Annotated in this window: 19 protein-coding genes; 9 read left to right on the top strand and 10 right to left on the bottom strand. The window is 67.0% G+C overall.

The features are described 5' to 3' along the window. Positions 1 to 16 precede the first annotated feature (16 nt). From ACSQ8Y_RS30120 to ACSQ8Y_RS30105, 4 genes are all read left to right on the top strand, one after another. Positions 17 to 502, top strand: coding sequence for a glutathione peroxidase (locus ACSQ8Y_RS30120; RefSeq protein ID WP_436270261.1), 486 nt, complete (start codon positions 17 to 19; stop codon positions 500 to 502). A gap of 46 nt (positions 503 to 548) precedes the next feature. After that, a complete protein-coding gene (locus ACSQ8Y_RS30115; protein WP_436270260.1) occupies positions 549 to 4,067 on the top strand; it encodes an MHYT domain-containing protein in 3,519 nt (1,172 codons plus the stop codon). Continuing rightward, a complete protein-coding gene (locus tag ACSQ8Y_RS30110; protein ID WP_436270259.1) occupies positions 4,064 to 5,059 on the top strand; it encodes a response regulator in 996 nt (331 codons plus the stop codon). The genes ACSQ8Y_RS30115 and ACSQ8Y_RS30110 overlap by 4 nt, the downstream gene beginning before the upstream one ends. Before the next feature lie 69 nt (positions 5,060 to 5,128). After that, positions 5,129 to 7,663 carry a putative bifunctional diguanylate cyclase/phosphodiesterase gene (locus ACSQ8Y_RS30105; protein WP_436270258.1) on the top strand — a complete coding sequence of 845 codons (2,535 nt, stop codon included), beginning with the start codon at positions 5,129 to 5,131 and terminating at the stop codon, positions 7,661 to 7,663. 64 nt (positions 7,664 to 7,727) lie between these two features. Here ACSQ8Y_RS30105 and glcF read toward each other — a convergent pair whose 3' ends face one another. From glcF to ACSQ8Y_RS30090, 3 genes are all read right to left on the bottom strand, one after another. After that, positions 7,728 to 8,972: a glycolate oxidase subunit GlcF gene (gene glcF, locus ACSQ8Y_RS30100; RefSeq protein ID WP_436270257.1), complete on the bottom strand. Its 1,245-nt coding sequence runs from the start codon at positions 8,970 to 8,972 to the stop codon at positions 7,728 to 7,730. Positions 8,973 to 9,078: 106 nt separating this feature from the next. After that, positions 9,079 to 10,182 (bottom strand): glycolate oxidase subunit GlcE, encoded by a 1,104-nt coding sequence (glcE, locus tag ACSQ8Y_RS30095; RefSeq protein WP_436270256.1) that lies wholly within the window; start codon positions 10,180 to 10,182, stop codon positions 9,079 to 9,081. Positions 10,183 to 10,192: 10 nt separating this feature from the next. Next, positions 10,193 to 11,692: an FAD-linked oxidase C-terminal domain-containing protein gene (locus tag ACSQ8Y_RS30090; RefSeq protein WP_436270255.1), complete on the bottom strand. Its 1,500-nt coding sequence runs from the start codon at positions 11,690 to 11,692 to the stop codon at positions 10,193 to 10,195. Between the two features lie 92 nt (positions 11,693 to 11,784). Here ACSQ8Y_RS30090 and ACSQ8Y_RS30085 point away from each other — a divergent pair, with 92 nt between their 5' ends. Continuing rightward, positions 11,785 to 12,339, top strand: coding sequence for a cob(I)yrinic acid a,c-diamide adenosyltransferase (locus ACSQ8Y_RS30085; RefSeq protein WP_436270254.1), 555 nt, complete (start codon positions 11,785 to 11,787; stop codon positions 12,337 to 12,339). A 69-nt stretch (positions 12,340 to 12,408) separates the two neighbouring features. Continuing rightward, the gene (locus tag ACSQ8Y_RS30080; RefSeq protein ID WP_436270253.1) at positions 12,409 to 14,535 is read left to right on the top strand and encodes a hypothetical protein; all 2,127 of its coding nucleotides are present in this window, start codon (positions 12,409 to 12,411) and stop codon (positions 14,533 to 14,535) included. Positions 14,536 to 14,559: 24 nt separating this feature from the next. Here the strand turns inward: ACSQ8Y_RS30080 and ACSQ8Y_RS30075 are convergent, their stop codons facing one another. The 5 genes from ACSQ8Y_RS30075 to ACSQ8Y_RS30055 all read right to left on the bottom strand — a co-directional run bounded on the left by ACSQ8Y_RS30075 (position 14,560) and on the right by ACSQ8Y_RS30055 (position 18,960). Continuing rightward, positions 14,560 to 15,276, bottom strand: a complete 717-nt coding sequence (locus ACSQ8Y_RS30075; RefSeq protein ID WP_436270252.1) for a M48 family metalloprotease — start codon at positions 15,274 to 15,276, stop codon at positions 14,560 to 14,562. 116 nt (positions 15,277 to 15,392) lie between these two features. Then, positions 15,393 to 15,920: a gamma carbonic anhydrase family protein gene (locus ACSQ8Y_RS30070; protein WP_436270251.1), complete on the bottom strand. Its 528-nt coding sequence runs from the start codon at positions 15,918 to 15,920 to the stop codon at positions 15,393 to 15,395. A gap of 3 nt (positions 15,921 to 15,923) precedes the next feature. Beyond that, positions 15,924 to 17,804: a 1-deoxy-D-xylulose-5-phosphate synthase gene (gene dxs / locus ACSQ8Y_RS30065; RefSeq protein ID WP_436270250.1), complete on the bottom strand. Its 1,881-nt coding sequence runs from the start codon at positions 17,802 to 17,804 to the stop codon at positions 15,924 to 15,926. Between the two features lie 2 nt (positions 17,805 to 17,806). Next, positions 17,807 to 18,703, bottom strand: a complete 897-nt coding sequence (locus ACSQ8Y_RS30060) for a polyprenyl synthetase family protein (protein WP_436270249.1) — start codon at positions 18,701 to 18,703, stop codon at positions 17,807 to 17,809. Then, a complete protein-coding gene (locus ACSQ8Y_RS30055) occupies positions 18,700 to 18,960 on the bottom strand; it encodes an exodeoxyribonuclease VII small subunit (RefSeq protein ID WP_436270248.1) in 261 nt (86 codons plus the stop codon). Before ACSQ8Y_RS30055 ends, ACSQ8Y_RS30060 begins: the two co-directional genes overlap by 4 nt. Before the next feature lie 254 nt (positions 18,961 to 19,214). On the opposite strand from ACSQ8Y_RS30055, the gene ACSQ8Y_RS30050 reads away from it, so the two are divergent. From ACSQ8Y_RS30050 to ACSQ8Y_RS30040, 3 genes are read left to right on the top strand one after another with little or no spacing between them, the layout of a single operon-like run. After that, a complete protein-coding gene (locus ACSQ8Y_RS30050; protein ID WP_436270247.1) occupies positions 19,215 to 20,315 on the top strand; it encodes an aromatic ring-hydroxylating oxygenase subunit alpha in 1,101 nt (366 codons plus the stop codon). Between the two features lie 32 nt (positions 20,316 to 20,347). Continuing rightward, complete coding sequence (locus ACSQ8Y_RS30045; protein WP_436270282.1) at positions 20,348 to 21,271, top strand: DMT family transporter; 924 nt, start codon at positions 20,348 to 20,350, stop codon at positions 21,269 to 21,271. 15 nt (positions 21,272 to 21,286) lie between these two features. Further along, positions 21,287 to 22,138 (top strand): sulfurtransferase, encoded by an 852-nt coding sequence (locus ACSQ8Y_RS30040; protein WP_436270246.1) that lies wholly within the window; start codon positions 21,287 to 21,289, stop codon positions 22,136 to 22,138. Here ACSQ8Y_RS30040 and ACSQ8Y_RS30035 read toward each other — a convergent pair whose 3' ends face one another. Together ACSQ8Y_RS30035 and ACSQ8Y_RS30030 are read right to left on the bottom strand one after the other, a co-directional pair. Next, entirely contained in the window at positions 22,139 to 22,444 is a 306-nt protein-coding gene (locus tag ACSQ8Y_RS30035; RefSeq protein ID WP_436270245.1) for a type II toxin-antitoxin system RelE/ParE family toxin, read from the bottom strand. Next, the gene (locus ACSQ8Y_RS30030; protein WP_436270244.1) at positions 22,416 to 22,682 is read right to left on the bottom strand and encodes a hypothetical protein; all 267 of its coding nucleotides are present in this window, start codon (positions 22,680 to 22,682) and stop codon (positions 22,416 to 22,418) included. The genes ACSQ8Y_RS30035 and ACSQ8Y_RS30030 overlap by 29 nt, the downstream gene beginning before the upstream one ends. Positions 22,683 to 22,738 lie beyond the last annotated feature (56 nt).

Genomic DNA, 22,738 nt, shown 5'->3' with positions numbered 1-22,738 from the left:
CATTAGCAAGGATCCCATGACCTCTGTATTCGACTTCAAGGCCGACACCCTGTCCGGCGCGCCGGTGGACCTGGCGCAGTACCAGGGCAAGGTGCTGCTCATCGTCAACACCGCCAGCAAGTGCGGCTTCACGCCGCAGTACCAGGGCCTGGAGGCGGTGTACCAGCAGTTCAAGGATAAGGGCGTGGAAGTGCTGGGCTTCCCGTGCAACCAGTTCGGCGCCCAGGAACCTGGATCGGCCGACGAGATCGGCGCCTTCTGCGAAAAGAACTACGGCGTGAGCTTCCCCATGTTCGCCAAGGTGGACGTCAACGGCGCCGACACGCATCCGCTCTACAAGCACCTGAAGAAGGAATCGCCCGGCCTGCTGGGCACCGAGGGCATCAAGTGGAATTTCACCAAATTCCTGATCCGCAAAGACGGCACCGTGTACAAGCGCTACGCGCCGACCACCAAGCCTGAAGAACTGACGGACGACATCGCGCGCCTGTTGGCCGAATAAGCTGTCCCCTTAGTACCCCTGCGGCCTGCCGGCCGCGCAGAAAACCATGGTCACCGATTATCTCGCGCAGCTGTTCTCGCCCCCGTCCGATCCCTCCATGCTGACCTATGGAATCTACGATCCGTGGCTGGTCGTGCTGTCGGTGGTGGTGGCCAGCTTCTCGTCCTGGATGGGACTGCAGATGGCGGGCCAGGCCGGCGCCGCCGCCAACCCGCGTCTGCGCCGCGCCGCCCTGCTGACCGGCAGCCTGGCGCTGGGCAGCGGGGTCTGGGCCATGCACTTCATCGGCATGCTGGCCTTCAACCTGTGCACCACCGTCGACTACGACCGCAGCATCACCATCTGGTCCATGCTGCCCAGCGTGGCGGCGTCCTTCGTGGCGCTGTCCTTGATCAGCCGCCAGCACATCGGCCCCTGGGCCCTGCTGGCCGGCGGCGTGCTGGTCGGCGCCGGCATCGGCGCCATGCACTACACCGGCATGGCCGCCCTGCGCAGCGCACTCGAACTGCGCTACGACCCGGCCATGTTCGGCCTGTCCATCGTGGTGGCGGTGGCGCTGGCCACGCTGGCGCTGTGGGTGCGCTTCGGCCTGAGCGCGCTGAGCGGCCGCATCAGCGGCGCCTGGCGCCTGGCCATCGCCGGCGTCATCATGGGCTGCGCCATCGCCGGCATGCACTACACCGGCATGGCGGCGGCGCGCTTCGTCGGCACGGTCCCGCCGGGCACGGACGGCGGCGTGGCCAACGCCACTTTCGTCGCGCTGGCCGTGTCGCTGATCACCGCCTCCTTCACGGCGCTGGTGGTGTCGGCCAACGGCCTGCTGCGCTACCGCGCCCTGTTCCTTCAGCTCAGCCAGAGCGAATCGTGGATGCGCGCGCTGCTGGCCACCGCCGTCGACGGCGTCATCACGGTGGAGTCGGACGGCACCGTGCGCGAGTTCAACGCCTCGGCCGAGCGCATCTTCGGCTGGAACCGGGACGAGATCGTGGGCCGCAACATCCGCGTGCTGATCGCCGACCAGGCCCGCTCGCAACAGGACGGCCTGCTCAGCCACCTGAACGACGGCAAGGAGGGCGTGATCGGCGAGAGCCAGGACGTGCTGGGCCTGCACAAGAGCGGCGCCCACGTCCCGATCCGCAACGCCTACGGCCACGCGCGCATGGCCGACCAGGATTTGTACGTCTGCTTCGTCACCGACATCAGCGAGCGCAAGGCCATGGAACAGGCTTTGCGCGCCAGCGAACAGCAGTTCCGCTCCCTGATCGGCAACATCCCCGGCATTTCCTACCGCAGCCTGATGGCGCCCGGCTGGCCCATGGTGTTCGTCAGCGCGGCGGTGGAGAACCTGACCGGCTACCCCGCCACCGACTTCCTGGGCACGCCGCCGGCGCGCTGCTACGGCGACTTGATCCACCCGGACGACCACGGGCAGGTGGCGCGCGGCCTGGAGCTGGCAGTCGAACAGGGCGAACCGTTCGTGCTGGAATACCGGCTGCTGCACAAGGACGGCAGCACGCGCTGGATGTGGGAAAACGGCAGCGCCATCTTCGACGAGCGCGGCAAGGTGCAGTGGCTGGACGGCGTGATCCTGGACATCAGCGGCCGCCGCACAATGGAGGAGGAGCTGCGCGCCGCCAAGGAGCGCGCCGAGCAGGCCGCGGCCGCGCGCTCGGCCTTCCTGGCCAATATGAGCCACGAAATCCGCACGCCGATGAACGCCATCCTCGGCTTCACCGACGTGCTGCTGCAGGGCGAACTGGCGAACGACCAGCGCCGCCACCTGAACACGGTGCGCAATTCGGCGCGCTCGCTGCTGCGCCTGCTCAACGAGATCCTGGACACGGCCAAGCTGGACAAGGGCGCCGTGGAGCTGGAGCTGGGCGACTACAATCTGCTGGCCCTGATCGACGAGCTGGCGTCCACCATGGGCAGCAGCGCCAGCGCCAAGAGCCTGGACCTGGCCATCGCCTACGACCCTTCGCTGCCGCGTTTCCTGCACGGCGACGAACTGCGCGTGCGCCAGGTGCTCGGCAATTTGCTGGGCAACGCCATCAAGTTCACCGCCAAAGGCAGTGTCAAGCTGGAGGCGCTGCGCGAGAACGGCCCGGACGGCGACAACCTGCACGTCATCGTCAGCGACACCGGCATCGGCATCCCGGCCGGCCGCCTGGCCGCCATCTTCGAACCGTTCACGCAGGCCGACGCGTCGATGAACCGGCGCTTCGGCGGCACAGGCCTGGGCACCACCATCTGCAAGCAGCTGGCCGAACTGATGGGCGGCCAGATCTGGGCCACCAGCAGCGAAGGCCAAGGCAGCGCCTTCCACGTGGTGCTGCCGCTGGTCGCCGCCGCCAGCCCGGTCGCGCCGCAAGCCCAGGCGCCCTGCATCAAGCTGCCGGCGCTGAACATCCTGGCGGCCGACGACGTGCCGCAGAACCTGGAACTGCTGATGCTGCTGCTGGGCAAACAGGGCCACAGCATCACCGGCGCCAGCGACGGCGCCAGCGCCGTGCAGCTGGCCGCCGAGGGCCGCTTCGACGTGATCCTGATGGACGTGCAGATGCCGGGCATGGACGGCCTGGAAGCGACGCGCCGCATCCGCGCGCAGGAAACGCAGCTGGGCCGCCCGCGCGTGCCCATCGTCGCGATGACGGCCAGCGTGCTGGACAAGGACCGCGAAGCGACCAGCGCGGCCGGCATGGAGGGTTTCGCGCCCAAGCCGGTGGACATGCAGGTGCTGGCGCGCGAGATCGCCATGGTGCTGGGCATCGCCATCGACGCCGGCGCGGACGGGGCGTATGCCGGCGTCACGCCGCAAGTGCTCAACCACGGCCGCGCCCTGAACCGCTGGGCCGGTCAGCAGCAGGCTTACCACCGGGCGCTGCGCAGCTTCGCGGCGGAACGGCGCGACAGCGCGGCAGCCGAACTGCGCGCCATGGCCGACGCCGGCCGCGCGGCCGACGGCGCCGCCTTCGCCCACCAGATCAAGGGCGCGGCCGCCAACCTCGGCCTGGAACAGCTGGCCGCCACGCTAGGCCAGCTGGAGCACGCCTGGCTGCGCGCCGCCGCCAACGTCCACGGCGCCGGCGCAGCGCCTTCCGAGGCCGACGCCATCACGGCCCCGCTGGCGCAAGCCGCCGAACGCCTGGCCGAGGCCACCGCCGCCATCGCCGCGCTGCTCGCGGCCGACGGGACGGACGCGGCCGGCCCGCAGGCGGACGGCGCCACGCAGCCTGGCGGCATGGCCGACGGCACAGCGGTCATCGCCGCCATCACAGCCAATGCGGCCGCCGCAGCCAGCGCGGCCACCGCGGCCACCGAAGTTCGCCTCGACCAGGACCTGGTGCGCCGCCTCGGCGCCACCTTGCACCGTTCCATCGACAGCGGCACCTTCGACGAGGACACCATGCAGCAGCTGGCGCAGGCCCTGGCCACGCACGCCGCGCCCGGCCGCCTGCGCGAACTGCAGCAAGCGATCGACGACTTTGATTTCAGCGCGGCCCACGCGCGGCTGGAGGCGCTGCTGGCGGCCTGCCTGCCCGCCACGGCCGGGAGCACACCATGAGCAATCCCCCTAAACGCATGCCCGTCATCCTCGCGGTTGACGACGAATCGACCAACCTGCAATTGCTGCGCCAGATACTGCAAGACCGCTACCAGCTGCTGTTCGCCAAGGACGGCCCGCGCGCGCTGGAACTGGCCGCCAAGGAGCAGCCCGACCTGATCCTGCTCGACGTGATGATGCCCGACATGACGGGCTACGAAGTGTGCCGCCGCCTGAAGGCCGACGCCGCCACGTCCGCCATCCCCGTCATCTTCGTCACCGCGCTGACCGACAGCAACGACGAGGTGGATGGCTTCGAGGCCGGCGCGGTGGACTACATCACCAAGCCGGTCAGCCCGTCGGTGGTGAAGGCGCGCGTGCGCCTGCACCTGTCGCTGGTGCGGCTGGACGAACTGAAGGCGAGCCGCCTCGAAATCGTGCAGCGCCTCGGCCTGGCGGCCGAATACAAGGACAATGAAACCGGCCTGCACGTGATCCGCATGAGCCATTACGCGCGCCTGCTCGCCACCGCCCACGGCATGGACGAGGACGACGTGGACGACTTGTTCAATGCCGCCCCGATGCACGACATCGGCAAGATCGGCATCCCCGACCGCATCCTGCAAAAACCGGCCAGGCTCGATGCCGACGAGTGGCGCGTGATGCAGAACCACCCCACCATCGGCGCCGACATCATCGGCAGCCACGCCACCGGCATGCTGGCCGTGGCCTACGACGTGGCGCGCACCCACCACGAAAGATGGGACGGCAAAGGCTACCCGGCCGGCCTGAAGGGCGAAGACATACCGCTGTGCGGCCGCATCGTCGCCATCGCCGACGTGTTCGACGCGCTGACCTCGGTGCGCCCCTACAAGCTAGCGTGGAGCGTGGACGACGCTTGCGACTATCTGCGCAGCCAGCGCGGCCTGCATTTCGAGCCGGCGCTGGTGGACCTGTTCCTGGGCCAGCTGCCCGCCATCGTTGAAGTCAAGGAAAAATGGGCGGAACGTTAAAAAGGGTGTGCAATGATTAACTTTTACGTAATAATGGGAATGGGAATTATTTAAGGCCGGACGGAAACCATGCCACTGTTGGGGAATATGCTGTCGTTGTGGATGCGCATGGGGATCTACACGCGGCTCTTTGTTCCCATCTTCTTACTGGTGGCAGCGGTGGTCGGCGTGCGCTACACGCTGATGACCGACTCCGAATCGGCCAGTGCACGCCTGCGCTATGAAGTGGAAGCCCAGCAGCTGGGCCAGTACCTGGCCGCCGCCCTGAAACCGCTGCAGCGCGAACAGAACCAGGCCGGCATCGACGCGCTGCTGGCCAACGCCGCCGCGCAGAACCTCGACCTGGCGCTGGTGCAATGGGAGTACGGCGGCCGGGCCAGCACCGCGGCAGCCGCCCCGCTGCCGCCCGGTGCGGCCGTCTTTCCGCGCTGGCTGGAGGACCTGGCGGGCATCGCCCCGCAATACCAGCACCTGCGCGTACCGCTGCGCGACGGCGCGACGGCGGCCGGCAGCCCGGCCGCCACGCTGTCGCTGTGGTTCCAGCCCACCCAGCCGCTGAACCGCGTCTGGCGCGCCCTGTCCCAGCAGGCGCCCATCTCGGCGCTGAACATCGTCACCATCTACTTCCTGCTGGGCCTGCTGATCTACATCAACCGCCGCATGCAGCGGCGCCTGCAGGCGGCGACCGGCCGCTTCCAGAACGGCGAACTGGGCGTGCGCATGCAGGTCAGCGGCTCGCCCGAGGCGCGCGCCATGGCCAGCACTTTCAACAGCATGGCCGGCCAGGTGCAGGCGCTGGTGCAGTCGCTGCAGGAGCAGAAGGAAAGGATAGAAGTGACGCTGGCCTCGATCGGCGACGCGGTGATCACCACCGGCATCGATGGCCGCATAGACACCATGAACGCGGTGGCGCAGCAGCTCACCGGCTGCAGCGGCGAACAGGCCCGCGGCAGGCAGCTGCAAGGCGTGTTCACGCTGGCGAACAATTTCGGCCACCAGATGCTCAAGCAAGCCATGCAGGACCTGCACGCCGGCGGCGCGGCGGTGCGCGCCAAGAACCAGAGCTTGCGCCAGCAATCGGGCGCCAGCTTCAACGTCGAATACACCATGGCGGCCATCCGCCGCACCGACGCGCAGCACACGGCGGCGCAGGGACTGGTGCTGGTGTTCCGCGACGTCAGCGAAAAAAAGCAGCTGATCCAGCAGATGTCCTGGCAAAGCCAGCACGACGTGCTGACCGGCCTGCCCAACCGCAGCGCGCTGGCGGCCCGCTTCGAGCACGAGCTGGAGCTGGCGCGGGAGGACAACAGCGGCCGCGCCATGCTGGCGGTGTGCATGTTCGACCTGGACCACTTCCAGCAGGTCAACGAGCGCGGCGGGCACGCGCTGGGCGACGAGGTGCTCAAGCAGACCGCCGGCCGCCTGCACAGTTTCGCCGGCCCGCGCCACTACGCCGCGCGCCTGGGCGGCGACGAATTCGTGCTGCTGCTGCCGGACCAGCCGGACCGCGCAGCCGTGGAGCAGACGCTGGCGCGCCTGATGGCGCTGCTGGGCCGCCACTACCACTGCGAAACGCAGACCCTGTCCGTGCCCGCCAGCGCCGGCGTGGCCCTGTACACGGGCGGCGACATCAGCGCCGACAAGCTGCTGCGCCACGCCGACCAGGCGCTGTACCAGGCCAAGCTGACGGGCCGCAACCGGGTACACTACTTCGACGCCGACCTGGACGAGCAGGTGCGCACCCACCACAACCGCCGCGCGGAAATCCGCGCCGCGCTGCGGGCCGGCGAACTGTGCTTGTACTACCAGCCCAAGCTGGACATGCGGGCCGGGCGCATCATCGGCATGGAAGCGCTGCTGCGCTGGCGCCATCCGCAGCGCGGCATCGTCGGGCCGATGGAGTTCCTGCCCGTGGTCGAGCACACCGACCTGATCGTCGAAATCGGCGACCTGGTGCTCAGGCAGGCCCTGGGCCAGCTCGATGCGTGGCGCGCCAGCCATCCCGGCTGGGTGGTCAGCGTCAACATCGCCGCGCGCCAATTCCAGCGCACCGACTTCGTCGAGCGCCTGAAAGCCATCCTGGCCGAATTCCCCGGCGTGCCGCCGCGCATGCTGGAGCTGGAGATACTCGAATCGTCCGCGCTGCAGGACATCAACCACGTGCGCGCCCTCATGCTCGAATGCCAGGCGCTCGGCATCCGCTTCGCGCTGGACGACTTCGGCACCGGCTATTCCTCCATGTCCTACCTGAAGCGGCTGCCCGCAGAAGTGCTGAAGATAGACCAGAGCTTTGTGCGCAACATGCTGGTCGACCGCGACGATCTGCACCTGGTGTCGGCCGTCATCGGCCTGGCGCGCGCCTTCAACCGCAGCGTGATCGCCGAGGGCGTGGAGACGGTGGAGCACGGCGCCCAGCTGATGCGGCTGGGCTGCGAGCTGGCGCAAGGCTACGGCATCGCGCGGCCGATGCCGGCCGGGGAAGTGCTGGACTGGAGCGCCGGTTTCGTCTGCTCGCCCGCCTGGCAGCGCGCCGCGCTGCTGCCGCTGGACGGCATGAGCGGCGCGCCCCGCCCCTCCTACCCGGCCCTGCCGTCGCCCGGGTGACGGCGTATCGCGGCAGCGCGCCGCAGGTCCGTAGGAGCTCGGCGCTTCGCCTGCTCGACGTGCATCAGCCGCCGGCCAGCGCCTGGTCCAGCAGTTCGATCCAATGCCGCACCGGTGTATCGGTGCCCGACTGCAAATGCGTCTGGCAACCCACATTGGCCGACACGATCTGCTGCGCGCCGGTCGCCTGCAGGTTCTCCAGCTTGCGGTCGCGCAGCTGCAGCGACAGCTCCGGCTGCAGCATCGAATACGTGCCAGCCGAACCACAGCACAAATGGCTGTCGGCGCACAGCACCACATCCACGCCCGCCGCGCGCAGCACGCCTTCCACCTTGCCGCGTATCTGCTGCCCGTGCTGCAGCGTGCACGGCGGATGGAAAGCCACGCGCCCCGTGGCGCGGCCTTTCATCTTCTCGGCCAGTTCCGCCTCGAACGCCGGCAGCACCTCGCTCAAGTCGCAGGTCAATACCGAAATGCGGCGCGCCCTGTCCGCGTAGGCCGGATCGTGCGCCAGCAGGTGGCCGTACTCCTTCACCGTGGCGCCGCAGCCGGACGCCGTCATGACGATGGCCTCGACCTGCGCTGCGCCGGCGCCACCCGACACATGCGGCCACCACGCGTCGACATTGCGGCGCATATCATCGAGCCCGCCGTCCTGGTCGTTCAAGTGATAGCGGAGCGCACCGCAGCAGGCCGCCCTGGGCGCGGCGATCAGCTGCACCCCCAGGGCGTCGAGCACGCGCGCCGCGGCCGTGTTGATATTGGGCGCCATGCCCGGCTGCACGCAGCCTTCCAGCACCAGCATCTTGCGCGCATGGCTGCGCGCGGGCCAGCGTCCCGGCGCGGCGGCAGGCGGCAGCTTGTCCTGCAGGGACGGCGACAGCAGCGGCTTGACCAGGCGCCCCATCGCGATGGCCGGCGTGAACAGCCAGCGGCGCGGCAAGGCCTCCTTCAGCACGTAACGCTTGACGCGGTCGGCCAGCGGCCGCCGCACGCGCTGCTCCACCACCTTGCGGCCGATGTCGGCCAGGCGGCCATACTGCACGCCGGACGGACAGGTGCTTTCGCAGTTGCGGCAGGTCAGGCAGCGGTCCAGGTGCAGCTGCGTCTTCTGCGTGACGGGCGCGCCCTCCAGCACCTGCTTGATCAAGTAGATGCGGCCGCGCGGCCCATCGAGCTCATCGCCCAGCAACTGGTAGGTTGGACAGGTCGCCGTGCAAAAACCGCAATGCACGCACGCGCGCAGGATCGCCTCCGCCTCGTCGCCCTCGCGCGTGTTCTTGATGAAGTCCGCCAAATTCGTTTGCATAAACTCTCCCTGGGATCATCCCCCTGGGGTCAGGCCTGCATTTGTGCATTTGTTGCGAAACGGCAACAAGTGCACGAATGCAGGCCTGACCCCAGATTTACCAGCTTTAAAGTCGGCCCGGGTCGAAAATGCCGGCCGGGTCGAAGGCCTGCTTCAGGCGCCGGTTGATCGTGGCGACGGCGGGCGGCAGGGGGTGGAAGGCGCCGCAGCGTTTGTCTTCGGCGCGGAACAGCGTGGCGTGACCGCCAGCCGCCGCCACGCTGCGGCGGATGCCCTCGGCTATAGCACCCGCATCCGGCCCGGCGTCCGCGTCGACTTTGAGCCAGCGCAGCGCGCCGCCCCACTCGATCAATTGCTCGCCCTTGAGGATGATGGCGCTGGCCGCCGACGGCACGGACAGCCGCCACAGTGCGCCGCCGCTGAAATAGCCCTGCGTCTGGTCGCGCAAGCCGGTCCAGAACGCGGCCGCCTCGCCGTCGTCCAGGCGCGCGCCGCCGGCCGCGCCGAAGCGCAACAGCGCGGCCCGCACCGCCGCCTCGGCGCCGGACAGGCGTAGCGTCAGCACGCCCTGGTGCCAGCAGCTGGCCGATACCGGCAATGGCTGGCCCGCCCATTCGTTCAGGCGCCGCAGCGCATCGATCTCGCTCATGCCGAAACGCAGCGACGCTTCGCACACCGGCAGCGGCAGCACTTTCAGCGACACCTCGAGTACCAGCCCCAGCGTACCCATGGATCCAGCCAGCAGGCGCGAGACGTCGTAGCCGGCCACGTTCTTCATCACCTGCCCGCCGAACTTCAACACCTCGCCCCTGCCATCCATGAGCTTCGCGCCCAGCACGAAGTCGCGCACGCCGCCGGCGCTGGCGCGGCGCGGGCCGGCCAGGCCGCTCGCCACCACGCCGCCTATGGTCGAGCCTTCGGCGTAGCGCGGCGGTTCGAAAGCGAGCATCTGGCCGTTCGCGGCCAGCAAGGCCTCGATCTGCGCCAGCGGCGTGCCGCAGCGCGCGGTGATCACCAGTTCGGTCGGCTCGTAGTCGACCACGCCCGTGTAGGCGCCCGTGTCGAGCAGCGTGGCGGGCAATGTGCCGGACAGCGCCGCCGGCGCGTTGCCGTACCAGTCCTTGCTGCCGCCGCCGCGCAGGCGCAGCGGGGTTCCGGTTTCTGTCGCGGCCAGGATCTGCCTGCGGAAGTCTTCGATGATCGCTTGCATGGGGTTCCGGTTAAAAGCGCGGCAGGCCGGCGTGCGGCAGCAGGCCCGCCGTCACGCGCATCTTGCCGAATTCCGCGCAACGGTTCAGGGTCGGGATGGCCTTGTTTGGATTGAGCAGCATGGCCGGATCGAAAGCGCGCTTGACGCTGAAGAACGCCTCCAGCTCGGCGGGCTTGAACTGCACGCACATGGAATCGATCTTCTCGATGCCCACGCCGTGCTCGCCGGTGATGGTGCCGCCCACCTCCACGCACAGGGCCAGGATCTCGGCGCCGAAAGCCTCGGCCCGTTCCAGCTCGTCCGGCTGGTTGGCGTCGAACAGGATCAGCGGATGCAGGTTGCCGTCGCCGGCGTGGAACACGTTGGCGCAGCGCAGGCCGTACCTGGCCTCCATCTGCGCGATGCCGGTCAGGACCTGCGCCAGGTTCTTGCGCGGGATGGTGCCGTCCATGCAGTAGTAGTCCGGCGAGATGCGGCCCGCCGCCGGGAAGGCGTTCTTGCGCCCGGACCAGAACTTCAGCCGTTCCGCCTCGCTTTGCGAAACCTGGATGGCGCTCGCGCCGGCCGCTTCCAGCACCGCCGTCATGCGCGCGATTTCCTCGTCCACCTCCTCCGCCGTGCCGTCCGCCTCGCACAGCAGGATGGCGGCGGCGTCGGTGTCGTAGCCCGCTTTGACGAAGGGCTCCACCATGCGCGAGGAGGTGCGGTCCATCATCTCCAGCCCGGCCGGTATGATGCCGGCCGCGATCACCCTGGCCACCGCGTTGCCGCCGGTGACCACGTCGTTGAACGAGGCCATGATGACGCGCGCGCTGGCCGGTTTCGGCACCAGCTTCACGGTCACTTCGGTGACGATGCCCAGCATGCCTTCCGAGCCGATGAAGGCCGACAGCAAGTCCAGGCCCGGCGCATCGAGCGCCCCGCTGCCCAGCTCCAGCATGTCGCCGTCTATCGTCGCCACGCGCACGCGCAGCACGTTGTGCACGGTCAGGCCGTATTTCAGGCAATGCACGCCGCCCGAATTCTCGGCCACGTTGCCGCCTATGGTGCAGGCGATCTGCGACGACGGGTCCGGCGCGTAGTACAGCGCGTGCTGCGCCGCCGCGTCCGAAATGGCCAGGTTGCGCACGCCGGGCTGCACCACCGCCGTGCGGGAATAGGCGTCCATGCGCACGATGCGGTTCATGCGCGCGGTCGACAGCACCACGCCGTCGGCGATCGGCATGGCGCCGCCGGACAGGCCGGTGCCGGCGCCGCGCGGCACGATGGGTACGTTCATGTCGCGGCACACCTTCAGCACCGCCAGCACCTCCTGCTCCGATGCCGGCAGCGCGACGATCATGGGCGGCTGGCGGTAGGCCGACAGGCCGTCGCATTCGTAGGGGCGGGTGTCTTCGAGCGCCGACAGGATGCTGGCCGGCGGCAGCACGGCGCTCAGCGCGGCGGCGACGCTGTGCTGCCGCTCCGCGGTGAACGCAGGGAGTTCGGTGGCTGGGGTGGCTGGAGTCATGCAGTGATTGTAAGTTCAAATCGGCCGAAAACAGGCGGGACGCGGCAAATTATCGTATGCTCGCTGTCATTCCAGACACGAGGAGCAATACCATGGGCAACCGACTCTCGAAAATCGCCACCCGCACCGGCGACAACGGCACCACCGGCCTGGGCGACGGCAGCCGCACCGACAAGGACAGCCTGCGCATCCACGCCATCGGCGACGTGGACGAGCTGAACTCCAACATCGGCCTGCTGCTCAGCGAGGCCATGCCGGACGCGCTGCGCGACGAACTGGTCGGCATCCAGCACGACCTGTTCGACCTGGGCGGCGAGTTGTGCATCCCCGGCTACCAGATGATCAAGGAAGCGCACGTCGAAAAGCTGGACGCGCTGCTGGCCAAGTACAACGCCACCCTGCCCGCGCTGACCGAATTCATCCTGCCGGCCGGTTCGCGCGCCGCCGCCATCGCCCACGTGTGCCGCACCATCTGCCGCCGCGCCGAGCGCAGCATCGTCACCCTGGGCAAGGCCGAGACCTTGCACGAGCACCCGCGCCAATACGTCAACCGCCTGTCGGACCTGATGTTCGTACTGGCCCGCGTGCTGAACCGCTTTGCCGGCGGCAGCGACGTGCTGTGGCAGCACGAGCGCAAGAGCCGCTAAGCGGACACAAGCATTGCCATGGACTCAAGTTGTTGATAAGATAAATTATTTCTTATCATCAACTTTTCCATGTCCCGTCTATCCCTGTGCGCGCTGCTCTGCGCCGCCTGCCTGCTCTCCTCTGCCGCCGCCGCCGACCTGGACGCCCTCGCCAAGCGCAGCTGGCTCAAGGTCGACAGCCCGCACTTCAGCATCATCACCGAGCAGCCGGAGGACGTCGCCAGGCAGGTAATAAGCGACCTGGAAGCGTTCCGGTATTTCAGAGTCCAGCTCGGCGGCATCAAGCCATTGAATGTCTCCAAGCCGCTGCCGATGCTTGCCGCCGGCGACGATGCCTTCGGCGAACTGGGCTTGCCGCCCATGTGGGCCGGCGTGTTCAACCTGAACCTGCAGGGCTATTCCGCAATGGCCAATATCGGCAACTACAGGGACGGCAGCAAAACGGACAATTGGGCCCGCACCGTCCTGCTGCACGAGTATTCCCATTTTCTCTTGCGCCTGACGGAACAAACCTTCGCCTATACGCGCTGGGTGGACGAGGGCCTGGCAGACTACTGGGCGACCTTCAATGTCGAAGGCCCCGTCATCCGGTTGGGCGACCGGGTGACGAGTACTAATGGCGGCAGCAGGGACTACGGCCTGTACAACCACTTCGGCCGCGTCGCCGCCGATACGGAAAAGGTTTTCAATACCGTCGATCTCGCGGTCGACGGCAGGGGCCGGACGGACGAATTCAACACGGAACGGTTCTACTCGTCCGCCTACTTTGCGGTCCACTATTTCAATTCCTCGGAAGCGCTGCGCGCCTCGCTCGGCAAATACCTCGCCCTGATCAACCGCGGCTACCGTCAGGACCGTGCGGCCGCAATGGCTTTCCAAAGATCCTACGGGAAACTGGACCAAGACATCGCAAAGTACGCCACCCGCGACCTGGCAACGCAGATGCTGACCGCCCAGAAGGGCAGCTTCGGCTTCCCGACCATTTCCCCCACCGTCACCCGGCTCGACACGCCTGCCCTGTACAGCCAACTTGCCCGCGTTCTTCCCAACTTCAAGACGCTGCACAAGGACATCCCAAAGCTGCTGAGCCGGAACCGACAGCTCAATCCGGACGACGGCGACGCCAACGTGTTGCCCTTGCTGTCGGGCCTGGAAGGAGGTGCGGCGGCGGCAGACCTGGAGCGGCGCTTCCCCAAGCATCCCAAACTGCTGGCCTGGCGCGGCGACACGCTGCGGCGGCAGGCCGAATACATGAACGACCGGGGCGACGACGGCTGGCTGCCTGTCGCCTACCAGGCGCGCGACTACTACCGCAAAGCGATCGCTATCGATGCCGACTATCCCGCCCCCTACAACGGCCTGGGCCTGATCTACCGTCTGCTGCCGGCCAGCGAGCCCTTGCAGGAAGCCCTGGCCGGTTTCGATACGGCGTCGATCTACACGCGTGAACCGGAGACTTTCAAGCAGCTTGCCGGCGTCTTCATCCGCATGGGCAGGCCGATGGAAGCGCTCGCTGCTTTGCGCAGCGCGGTAGCGTTCAACAAGCCTTCCCTGCTCGGCCCGGAGGTGCTGCTGCTCGACAACCTCGAACTGCTGACTGAGCTGGCCGGCGGCGCCAAGGCCACGGGCGCCGGACTCGAATACCCCGGCGGCACACTGTATACCGGCCCGGTCAGCAGCGGCAAGCCTGAAGGCACAGGAAAAATGGCCTTGCCGAACGGCTCGTATTACGAAGGACCTTTCGTGCAGGGGCTGCCGCACGGCAGGGGAAAACTGGCCAGCGACTCCGGCCTGACCTACCTGGGCGAATTCGAGCGCGGGTTTGCGCGCGGCCAGGGCGAAGTGAGCTACCCGGCCGGCAACGAGACCGTCTCGTACAAGGGGCAGGTCGAGTACATGCAGCCATCCGGCAAAGGCGAACTGGTGACGCAAGCGGGCCGTTACGTGGGCGAGTTCAAGGACGGCGGCATGCATGGCGCGGGCGAATTCACCGCGGCGAAAAAACCGGTCACGCTTAGCGGCACATGGCGGCGTGGCGGGATCGAATGGGCGGCGGAAAATGGCTTGGTTTTCAGAGGACCCGCGAATGACAGCGGCCTGCGGCATGGCCAAGGTAGCTGCCGCGGGACGGATGCGCGCCAGATTCCGGCGCCCTGCGAATTCAAGGATGGAAAACTATTCCTCGGCAAGGATTAGTCCATCATGGGCGCAATGGCTGGCTCAGGGTTCCAGCAGCCGCGCCATGCCGCGCGACATGCTGATGCGCGCGGCATGCGAGGGATGGCTGGCAATCAGCGGCTCGCTGACGCTGGCGCCGCCATCCGCGTCGGCCAGCTTGCGGTACAAGCTGAGCATGGCCGATACCGGCCAACCGGCGCGATGCGCGAGCACCATCCCCAACTGGTCCGCCTCGCGCTCCTGCGTGCGCGCCAGCCCTGCCATGCGCAATTGCAGCGGCAAATCGCTGTCCAGCCGCTCCATCACGACGTCCACCGGCACCAGCGGGCGATAGGCCAGTTGCGCTTCGGAGAGGAATTCACGGGAATGTTCGGCGATGGCATGCGCCACTTCGTGCGCCAGCAAGACGGCCAGCTCGCCGTCGTCCAGCGCCAGCCGCCGGACGAATTCGGCGCCGACCAGCAGCTTGCCGCCGGCCAGGCAGACGGCGTCGATCTCCGGGCCGCTGGCGAGATGGACTTCCCAATGCCAGGATGCCGCCTCCGGCTTCAGTTCGACCGCTGCGGCAATCAGTTCGGTACTGACGTAGCGCAGACGGTGCAGCAAGGCGCGGTCCGCATCGAGCCTGCCGGCGGCGGCCAGGTCCACCACCTGCTCGATGTAACGGTCTTCCATGCGCTCGCCGACTTCGTCCGCGCCGAAACGCAGCTCCTGCCAGCGGCCGGAGTCCGGAACCTGGGCCAGGACGGGAATACACAAGCACCATCCCCAAAGCAGCGCAGCGAGACGCATGGCGACCTTCCCTCATTGGCATAAACCGTTTATACCAATATAGGAGGCCGCCAGGCCTGCCGCAAGCCCGAAATGGGGACGCGCTACTTCAGATAGTTGTTTTTAACGCGGACGTAGTGCTCGGCCGAATACTTCAGGTAAGCGACTTCCTCATCGGTCAGCTTGCGCACGCGCTTGACCGGGCGGCCGACGTACAGGTAGCCGCTTTCGAGCACCTTGCCCGGCGATACCAGGCTGCCGGCGCCCACCATGACGTGCTTTTGCAGCACGGCGTCGTCCATGATGATGGAGCCCATGCCGACCAGGCATTCGTCGCCGATCTCGCAGCCGTGCAGGATGACCGAATGGCCGATGGTGACGTGGTTGCCGATCAGCAGCGGCGAGCCGTCCGGCTTGGCCGCGTTCTTGTGCGACACGTGCCCCATGGCGAAGTCCTGCACATTGCTGCACGCGCCGATGACGATGCGGTTGACGTCGCCGCGCAGCACCGTGTTGCACCACACGGAGGAATCGCGCCCGATCCGCACGTCGCCGATGACTTGCGCCGTGTCGTGCAGGTAGACGCCCTCGCCCAGTTCGGGCGAGGTGTCGAGATAGGAGCTGACCGGCATGGTTCAGCCGTTGTTGACGACCAGGCGCGGCTCGTCGCCGGAGCCCTGGCCGCCAAAGCGCGCCCTGATGGAGGCGGCGATGCCGGCCGCGTCCAGGCCGACGCCGGCGAGCAGCTTGGCCGGGTCGCCGTGGTCGATGAATTTGTCCGGCAGGCCGAGCATCAGCACCGGCTTCACCAGGCCCTCGGCGGCCAGCGCTTCGGCCACGGCCGAGCCGGCGCCGCCCATGATGCTGCCCTCTTCCACCGTCACGAAGACATCGTGTTCGGCGGCGAGCTGCTTGACCAGTTCCACGTCCAGCGGCTTGACGAAGCGCATATTGGCCACGGTGGCGTCGAGCTGGGCGCCCGCCGCCACCGAAGGCGCGACCATGGAACCGAAGGCCAGGATGGCGATCTTCTGGCCCCGGCGCTTGATTTCGCCCTTGCCGATTTCAATCGACGACAGCACCGGATCGATCGCCGCGCCGATGCCGGCGCCGCGCGGATAGCGGATCGCAGCCGGTCCCGCGTAGTGGTAGCCGGTGGTCAGCATCTGGCGGCACTCGTTCTCGTCGGACGCGGCCATCACCACCATGTTCGGGATGCAGCGCAGGTAGGCCAGGTCGTAATTGCCGGCGTGGGTGGCGCCGTCGGCGCCGACCAGGCCGGCGCGGTCCAGCGCGAACGTGACGTCCAGGTTCTGCAGCGCCACGTCGTGGATCAGCTGGTCGTAGGCGCGCTGCAGGAAGGTGGAGTAGATCGCCACCACCGGCTTCAGGCCTTCGCAAGCGAGGCCGGCGCCGAAGGTCACCGCGTGCTGCTCGGCGATGCCGACGTCGAAGTAGCGTTCCGGCTGCTCCTGCTCGAAGCGCACCATGCCCGAGCCTTCGCGCATGGCGGGCGTGATGCCGACCAGGCGCTTGTCCGCCTTGGCCATGTCGCACAGCCAGTCGCCGAAGACGTCGGTGTAGGACTTCTTGCCCGCCGGGCCGGGCACGATGCCTTCGGCCGGATTGAACTTGGGCGTGCCGTGGTACAGCACGGGCTCCGCCTCGGCCAGCTTGTAGCCCTGGCCCTTCTTGGTCACCACGTGCAGGAACTGCGGGCCCTTGAGCTTCTTGATGTTTTCCAGCGTGGGAATCAGCGATTCGAGGTCGTGGCCGTCGATCGGGCCGATGTAGTTGAAGCCGAACTCCTCGAACATCGTGGCCGGGACCACCATGCCCTTGGCGTGCTCCTCGAAGCGCTTGGCCAGCTCCAGCACGGGGCCGGGCAGCACCGACTTGCCGACATTCTTGGCGGCCGCGTAGAACTGGCCGGACATCAGGCGCGCCAGGTAGCGGTTCAGCGCGCCCACCGGCGGCGAGATCGACATGTCGTTGTCGTTCAGGATCACCAGCAGGTTCACGTCTTCCTGCACGCCGGCGTTGTTGAGCGCCTCGAAGGCCATGCCGGCCGTCATCGAGCCGTCGCCGATGACGGCGATGGCGTGGCGGTGCTCGCCCTTGATCTTGGCCGCCTGCGCCATGCCCAGCGCGGCCGAGATCGAGGTCGACGAGTGGGCCGTGCCGAAGGTGTCGTATTCGCTTTCCACGCGGCGCGGGAAACCGGAGATGCCGTTCAGCTGGCGCAGCGTGTGCATCTTGTTGCGGCGCCCGGTCAGGATCTTGTGCGTGTAGGTCTGGTGGCCCACGTCCCAGACGATGCGGTCGTGCGGCGTGTTGAACACATAGTGCAGCGCCACGGTCAGCTCCACCGTGCCCAGGTTGGACGACAGGTGGCCGCCGGTCTTGGAGACCGAGTCGAGCAGGTAGTTGCGCACTTCGTGCGCCAGCGGCGTCAGTTGCGCGCGCGTCAGTTTGCGCACGTCGGCCGGGTCGTTTATATTTTCGAGCAAGTTCATTATTATGCTTTCCGCTGCACGATCAGATCCGCGAGTTCGCGTAACCGCAGAGCTTTGTCACCAAACGGTGCGAGCGCTGCGTGCGCGTCGAGCCGCAATTTTTCCGCCAGCACGCGCGACGGTTCCAGGCCCAGGATGGACACATAGGTCGGCTTGTTGTCGGCCGCGTCCTTGCCCGCCGTCTTGCCCAGCGTGGCCGAATCGGCCGTCGCGTCGAGCACGTCGTCCACCACCTGGAAGGCCAGGCCGATGGCGCGCGCGTAATCGTTCAGCGCTGCCGTCTCGGCCTCGCCCAGGTCCTTGCCGGCCAGCGCGCCCAGCACCACGGACGCGCGCAGCAGCGCGCCCGTCTTCAGCTGGTGCATGCGTTCGAGCTGTTCCAGCGTCAGGCTCAGGCCCACGCTGTCGAGGTCGATGGCCTGGCCGCCGCACATGCCGGCCGAGCCGGAGGCGTGCGCCAGCAGGCGCAGCATGGCCGCCAGGCGGGGCGCGGGCAGCGCCGCAGACGCGGCATCGGCCAGCACCAGGAAAGCCTGCGATTGCAGCGCGTCGCCCACCAGCAGCGCGGTGGCCTCGTCGTAGGCCACGTGCACGGTCGGTTTGCCGCGGCGCAGCGCATCGTCGTCCATGCAGGGCATGTCGTCGTGCACCAGCGAGTAGGCGTGGATCATTTCAACGGCGGCGGCGGCGCGGCTCAGCACGGCCGCGTCGGCGCCGAACAGCGCCCCGGCCGCGTACACCAGCAGCGGGCGCACGCGCTTGCCGCCGCCCAGCAGCGCATAGCGCATCGCCTCGTGCAGCTTGCCCAGCACCGCGTCGGCGGCGGGCAGGTAGTCGCCCATGTCCTGCTCCATGCCGGCCTGGATGGTTTTCATCCAGTCGTGGAAGGCGGCGCTCATGCCAGCTCCTCGGTGTCGGCGAAAGGCTTGAGCATGCCGCCCTCCAGCACTTTCACCTGGGCTTCCACTTTGTCGAGCTGGCCGGCGCAGTATTTCACCAGTTCCGAGCCGCGCGCGTAGGCCGCCACGGACGCTTCCAGCGGCAACTGGCCCGCCTCCATCTGCGTAACCAGTTGGGCGAGCTCCGCCATCGCTTCCTCGAAGGAGGCGGGCGCGGCGGTCGAAGCCGCAGGATCAGCGTTCAATTTCTTAGACATATGCACTCAAATCGGTAAGGCCGGGCAGCGTTCGGGGGCCGCCAGCAGTGTAGCCCGTTATTTTAGATCAAACCATCCAATGCAGTGGAATTAACAGACTTGTACGGGATTGCGGGGGAGTAACTCAAGCGAAAGATGGCCGTTTCACGCTATAATCTCCGGTTCTGTCCGAAATACCGTTTCAAAATTTGACACAGGTCTTTACGGATTCTGTCTCTTCTTGGTTTGCAGCACATTAATTAAGGGGGGTTGGGATGTCCGATCTGGCTACCCACGCCAAGCTAGCGCGCTCCAACGCGCAACTTCCGGTTGACGTCTACTTTGACGAAACGCTACTGCAGCGTGAAATGCAGCAACTGTTTAAGACAGGCCCGCGCTACGTCGGGCATGAACTGATGGTGCCGAACACCGGCGACTTCGCGACCCTCGTTTCCGAAAACGAAGGGCGTATGCTCGTGCGCAACGCAAACGGCCTGGAAGTGCTGTCCAACGTCTGCCGCCACCGCCAGGCGCTGATGTTCAACGGCCGCGGCAACGCCAGCACCATCGTCTGCCCGCTGCACCGCTGGACTTACGACCTGAAGGGAGAACTGATCGGCGCGCCCCATTTCCCCGAGACGCCCTGCCTGAACCTGCCGAAGACCCCGCTGCAAAGCTGGAACGGCCTGCTGTTCGAGCAGAACGGCTACAACGTCATGGAAAAGCTGAAGGCGATGTCGGTCACCAAGGACCTGGACTTCAGCGGCTATATGTTCGACCACGCCGAAGTGCACGAGTGCGACTACAACTGGAAGACCTTCATCGAGGTCTACCTGGAGGACTACCACGTCGAGCCCTTCCATCCGGGCCTGGGCGGCTTCGTCAACTGCGAGGACCTGCGCTGGGAATTCGGCGCCGACTACAGCGTGCAGACCGTGGGCGTGAACCGCAGCCTGCGCAAATCCGGCTCGCCGGTGTACCAGAAATGGCAGGAGCAAGTGCTCAAGTTCCGGGGCGGAGAACCGCCGCCGTACGGCGCCATCTGGCTCACGCTGTACCCCAACATCATGGTGGAATGGTATCCGCACGTGCTGGTGGTCTCCACCCTGTGGCCGGACGGCCCGCAGAAGACGCGCAACGTGGTGGAGTTCTACTATCCCGAGGAAATCGTGCTGTTCGAGCGCGACTTCGTCGACGCTGAACGCGCGGCCTACATGGAAACCTGCGTCGAGGACGATGAAATCGCCCTGCGCATGGATGCCGGCCGCAAGATCCTGATGCAGCGCGGCGAGAGCGACGCCGGGCCGTACCAGTCGCCGATGGAAGACGGCATGCAGCACTTCCATGAGTGGTACCGCAGTAAAGTCGCTTTGTAATCCAGCCGCCAGGGCGGCAGAAACAGGAAATGATGCAATCGCTTTGGATGTTGTTCGCCAGTTTCATGTTCGCCGCCATGGGGGTGTGCGTGAAACTGGCGTCGGAAATCTACACCACGTCCGAAATCGTGCTGTGCCGGGGCGTGGTCGGCGTCGTTTTCCTGTTCTGCATGATCCGCCTGCAGGGCGGCAGCTTCAAGACCACCATGCCGCTGGCCCATCTGTGGCGCGGCTTCATCGGCGTGGTCTCGCTGTGGCTGTGGTTCTACGCCATCGCCAAACTCCCCCTCGCCACCGCCATGACGCTGAACTACATGGCGCCGATCTGGATCGCCGTCTGGCTGTTCGCGCACGGCTGGTGGCACGCCAGGAACCGCATCGAATGGCCGCTGATCCTGGCCGTGTTCATGAGCTTTGTCGGCGTCACCTTGCTGCTGCAGCCGGCCTTCCATTCCCATTTGTTCGGCCCCACCCTGGTGGCGCTGACCTCCAGCGTGCTGTCGGCCATGGCCTATATGCAGGTGCGCAAGCTGGGCCTGGCGGGCGAACCGGAATACCGCGTGGTGTTCTATTTCGCGATCGGCAACCTGCTGGCCGGCGTGTTCGGCAACATCCTCGAGGCCGGCAGCGGCCCGGTGCTCTGGCACCCGGTGGACAGCTGGACCAAATTCGTCCTGCTGCTCGGTATCGGCCTGTCGGCCACCGCCGCCCAGATGGCCATGACGCGCGCCTACCGCGTCGGCAAGACGCTGGTGGTGGCCAATCTGCAGTACACGGGCATCGTCTTCTCCAGCTTCTGGGGCGTGATGGTGTTCAACGACTCGTTCGACTGGCATAGCTGGCTGGGCATCGCCATCATTCTTGCGTCCGGCATCGCCGCAACGTTTTACAATACGCGCAGTACGGAACGCGGCAAAGCCATTGCCGACACCGATCCGATCGCCAGCGAAGTGTAGAAGAGGAAGCACGCCATGCACACCACCCTGATCAGCGCCGCCAACCTGGCGCAGCACCTGACCGACCCGGCCTGGGTCATCCTGGACTGCCGCCACGACCTGATGAACCCGAACGCGGGCCGCGACGGCTACGCCATCGGCCATATCCAGAACGCGCAGTTCGCCAGCCTCGACGACGACCTGTCGGGTCCCAAGGCGGCGGCCGGCGCCCAGTTCACGGGCCGCCATCCGCTGCCCGAGCGCGGCGCGCTGATCGAGACGCTGCGCGGCTGGGGCATCGACGACGACACGCAAGTGGTGGCCTACGACGCGCACGGCGGCATGTTCGCCGCGCGCCTGTGGTGGCTGCTGCGCTGGATAGGCCACCCGGCGGTGGCGGTGCTGGACGGCGGCCTGGCCGCGTGGCAGTCGGAAAGCTTGCCGCTGGTGACGCCGACGGTGACGCCGACGCGCGGCCATATTGCCGAGCGCCCGAGCTTGACGCACACCGTGTCGGTGGCCGACGTGGTGGAGAATCTGGCCACGCAGCGCCGCACCGTGGTGGACGCGCGCGCGGCGGACCGCTACCGCGGCGAAAACGAGACCATCGACCCGGTGGGCGGCCACATTCCGGGCGCGAAGAACCGCTTCTTCAAGGACAATCTGCAGCCGGACGGCCGTTTCAAGCCGGCCGCGCAACTGAAACAGGAGTTCGCGCCGCTGTTCGGCAGCGCGCAGGCGGCCATCATGCAATGCGGTTCGGGAGCGACGGCCTGCCACAACCTGCTGGCGATGGAAGTGGCCGGCCTGCATGGCGCGGCGCTGTATCCCGGCTCCTGGAGCGAATGGTGCGCCGACCCGGCCCGCCCGGTCGCCACCGGGGCCTGATCAGGGCCGCTTGCGGCGCTGGCGGTACCAGCGCAATATCACCACGGTGCCATCCTGCGCTTGATACTCGACCGTGTGCCCGGTTTTCGGCACGGCAAAAGTCCTCTTGCCTTGACGTGTGCTCGGCGTTCCGATGCCTGGCTGCTCGGCGAGCAGGGACAGCGCGCGCATCACCCGCTGCTCAAATAACGCCAGCGTCTCAGTGTCTTGCTCAGCAATATGCTGCAGCGTGTCGCGATAAGACTGCAATGCGGGTGGCGCCCACTCGACGCGATAACTACTTTGCCGACTGTTTTTTCCGGGCATAGTACTCAACCATGCGCCGCGTCTCGGCCATGACTTCCTCGTGAGGGATCGTGCCATGCTCCAATATGCTCTGCTCGGCGAGCAAGGTTTCGCGCACGCTCTCCTCGCACTCCTCAAATCCGTCCCGCTGAACAAAATACAAGGTTTCCAGCGACGTGCGTTCACAAAGAACCGCCAGGCGCTCAAGACGCTCGCGGTCGGCAGCTGACAGGGCTTGCAAGTCTTGTTCGGTAGCCATGATGTCCTCCTTGGCGGCCCAAAACTCCACCTTAGCACAGGATGGCGGCTGCGCAT

The sequence above is a fragment of the Pseudoduganella sp. LjRoot289 genome (assembly GCF_964252925.1).
GTDB lineage: Bacteria > Pseudomonadota > Gammaproteobacteria > Burkholderiales > Burkholderiaceae_D > Rugamonas.
This window is presented reverse-complemented; position numbering and strand designations above follow the sequence as displayed.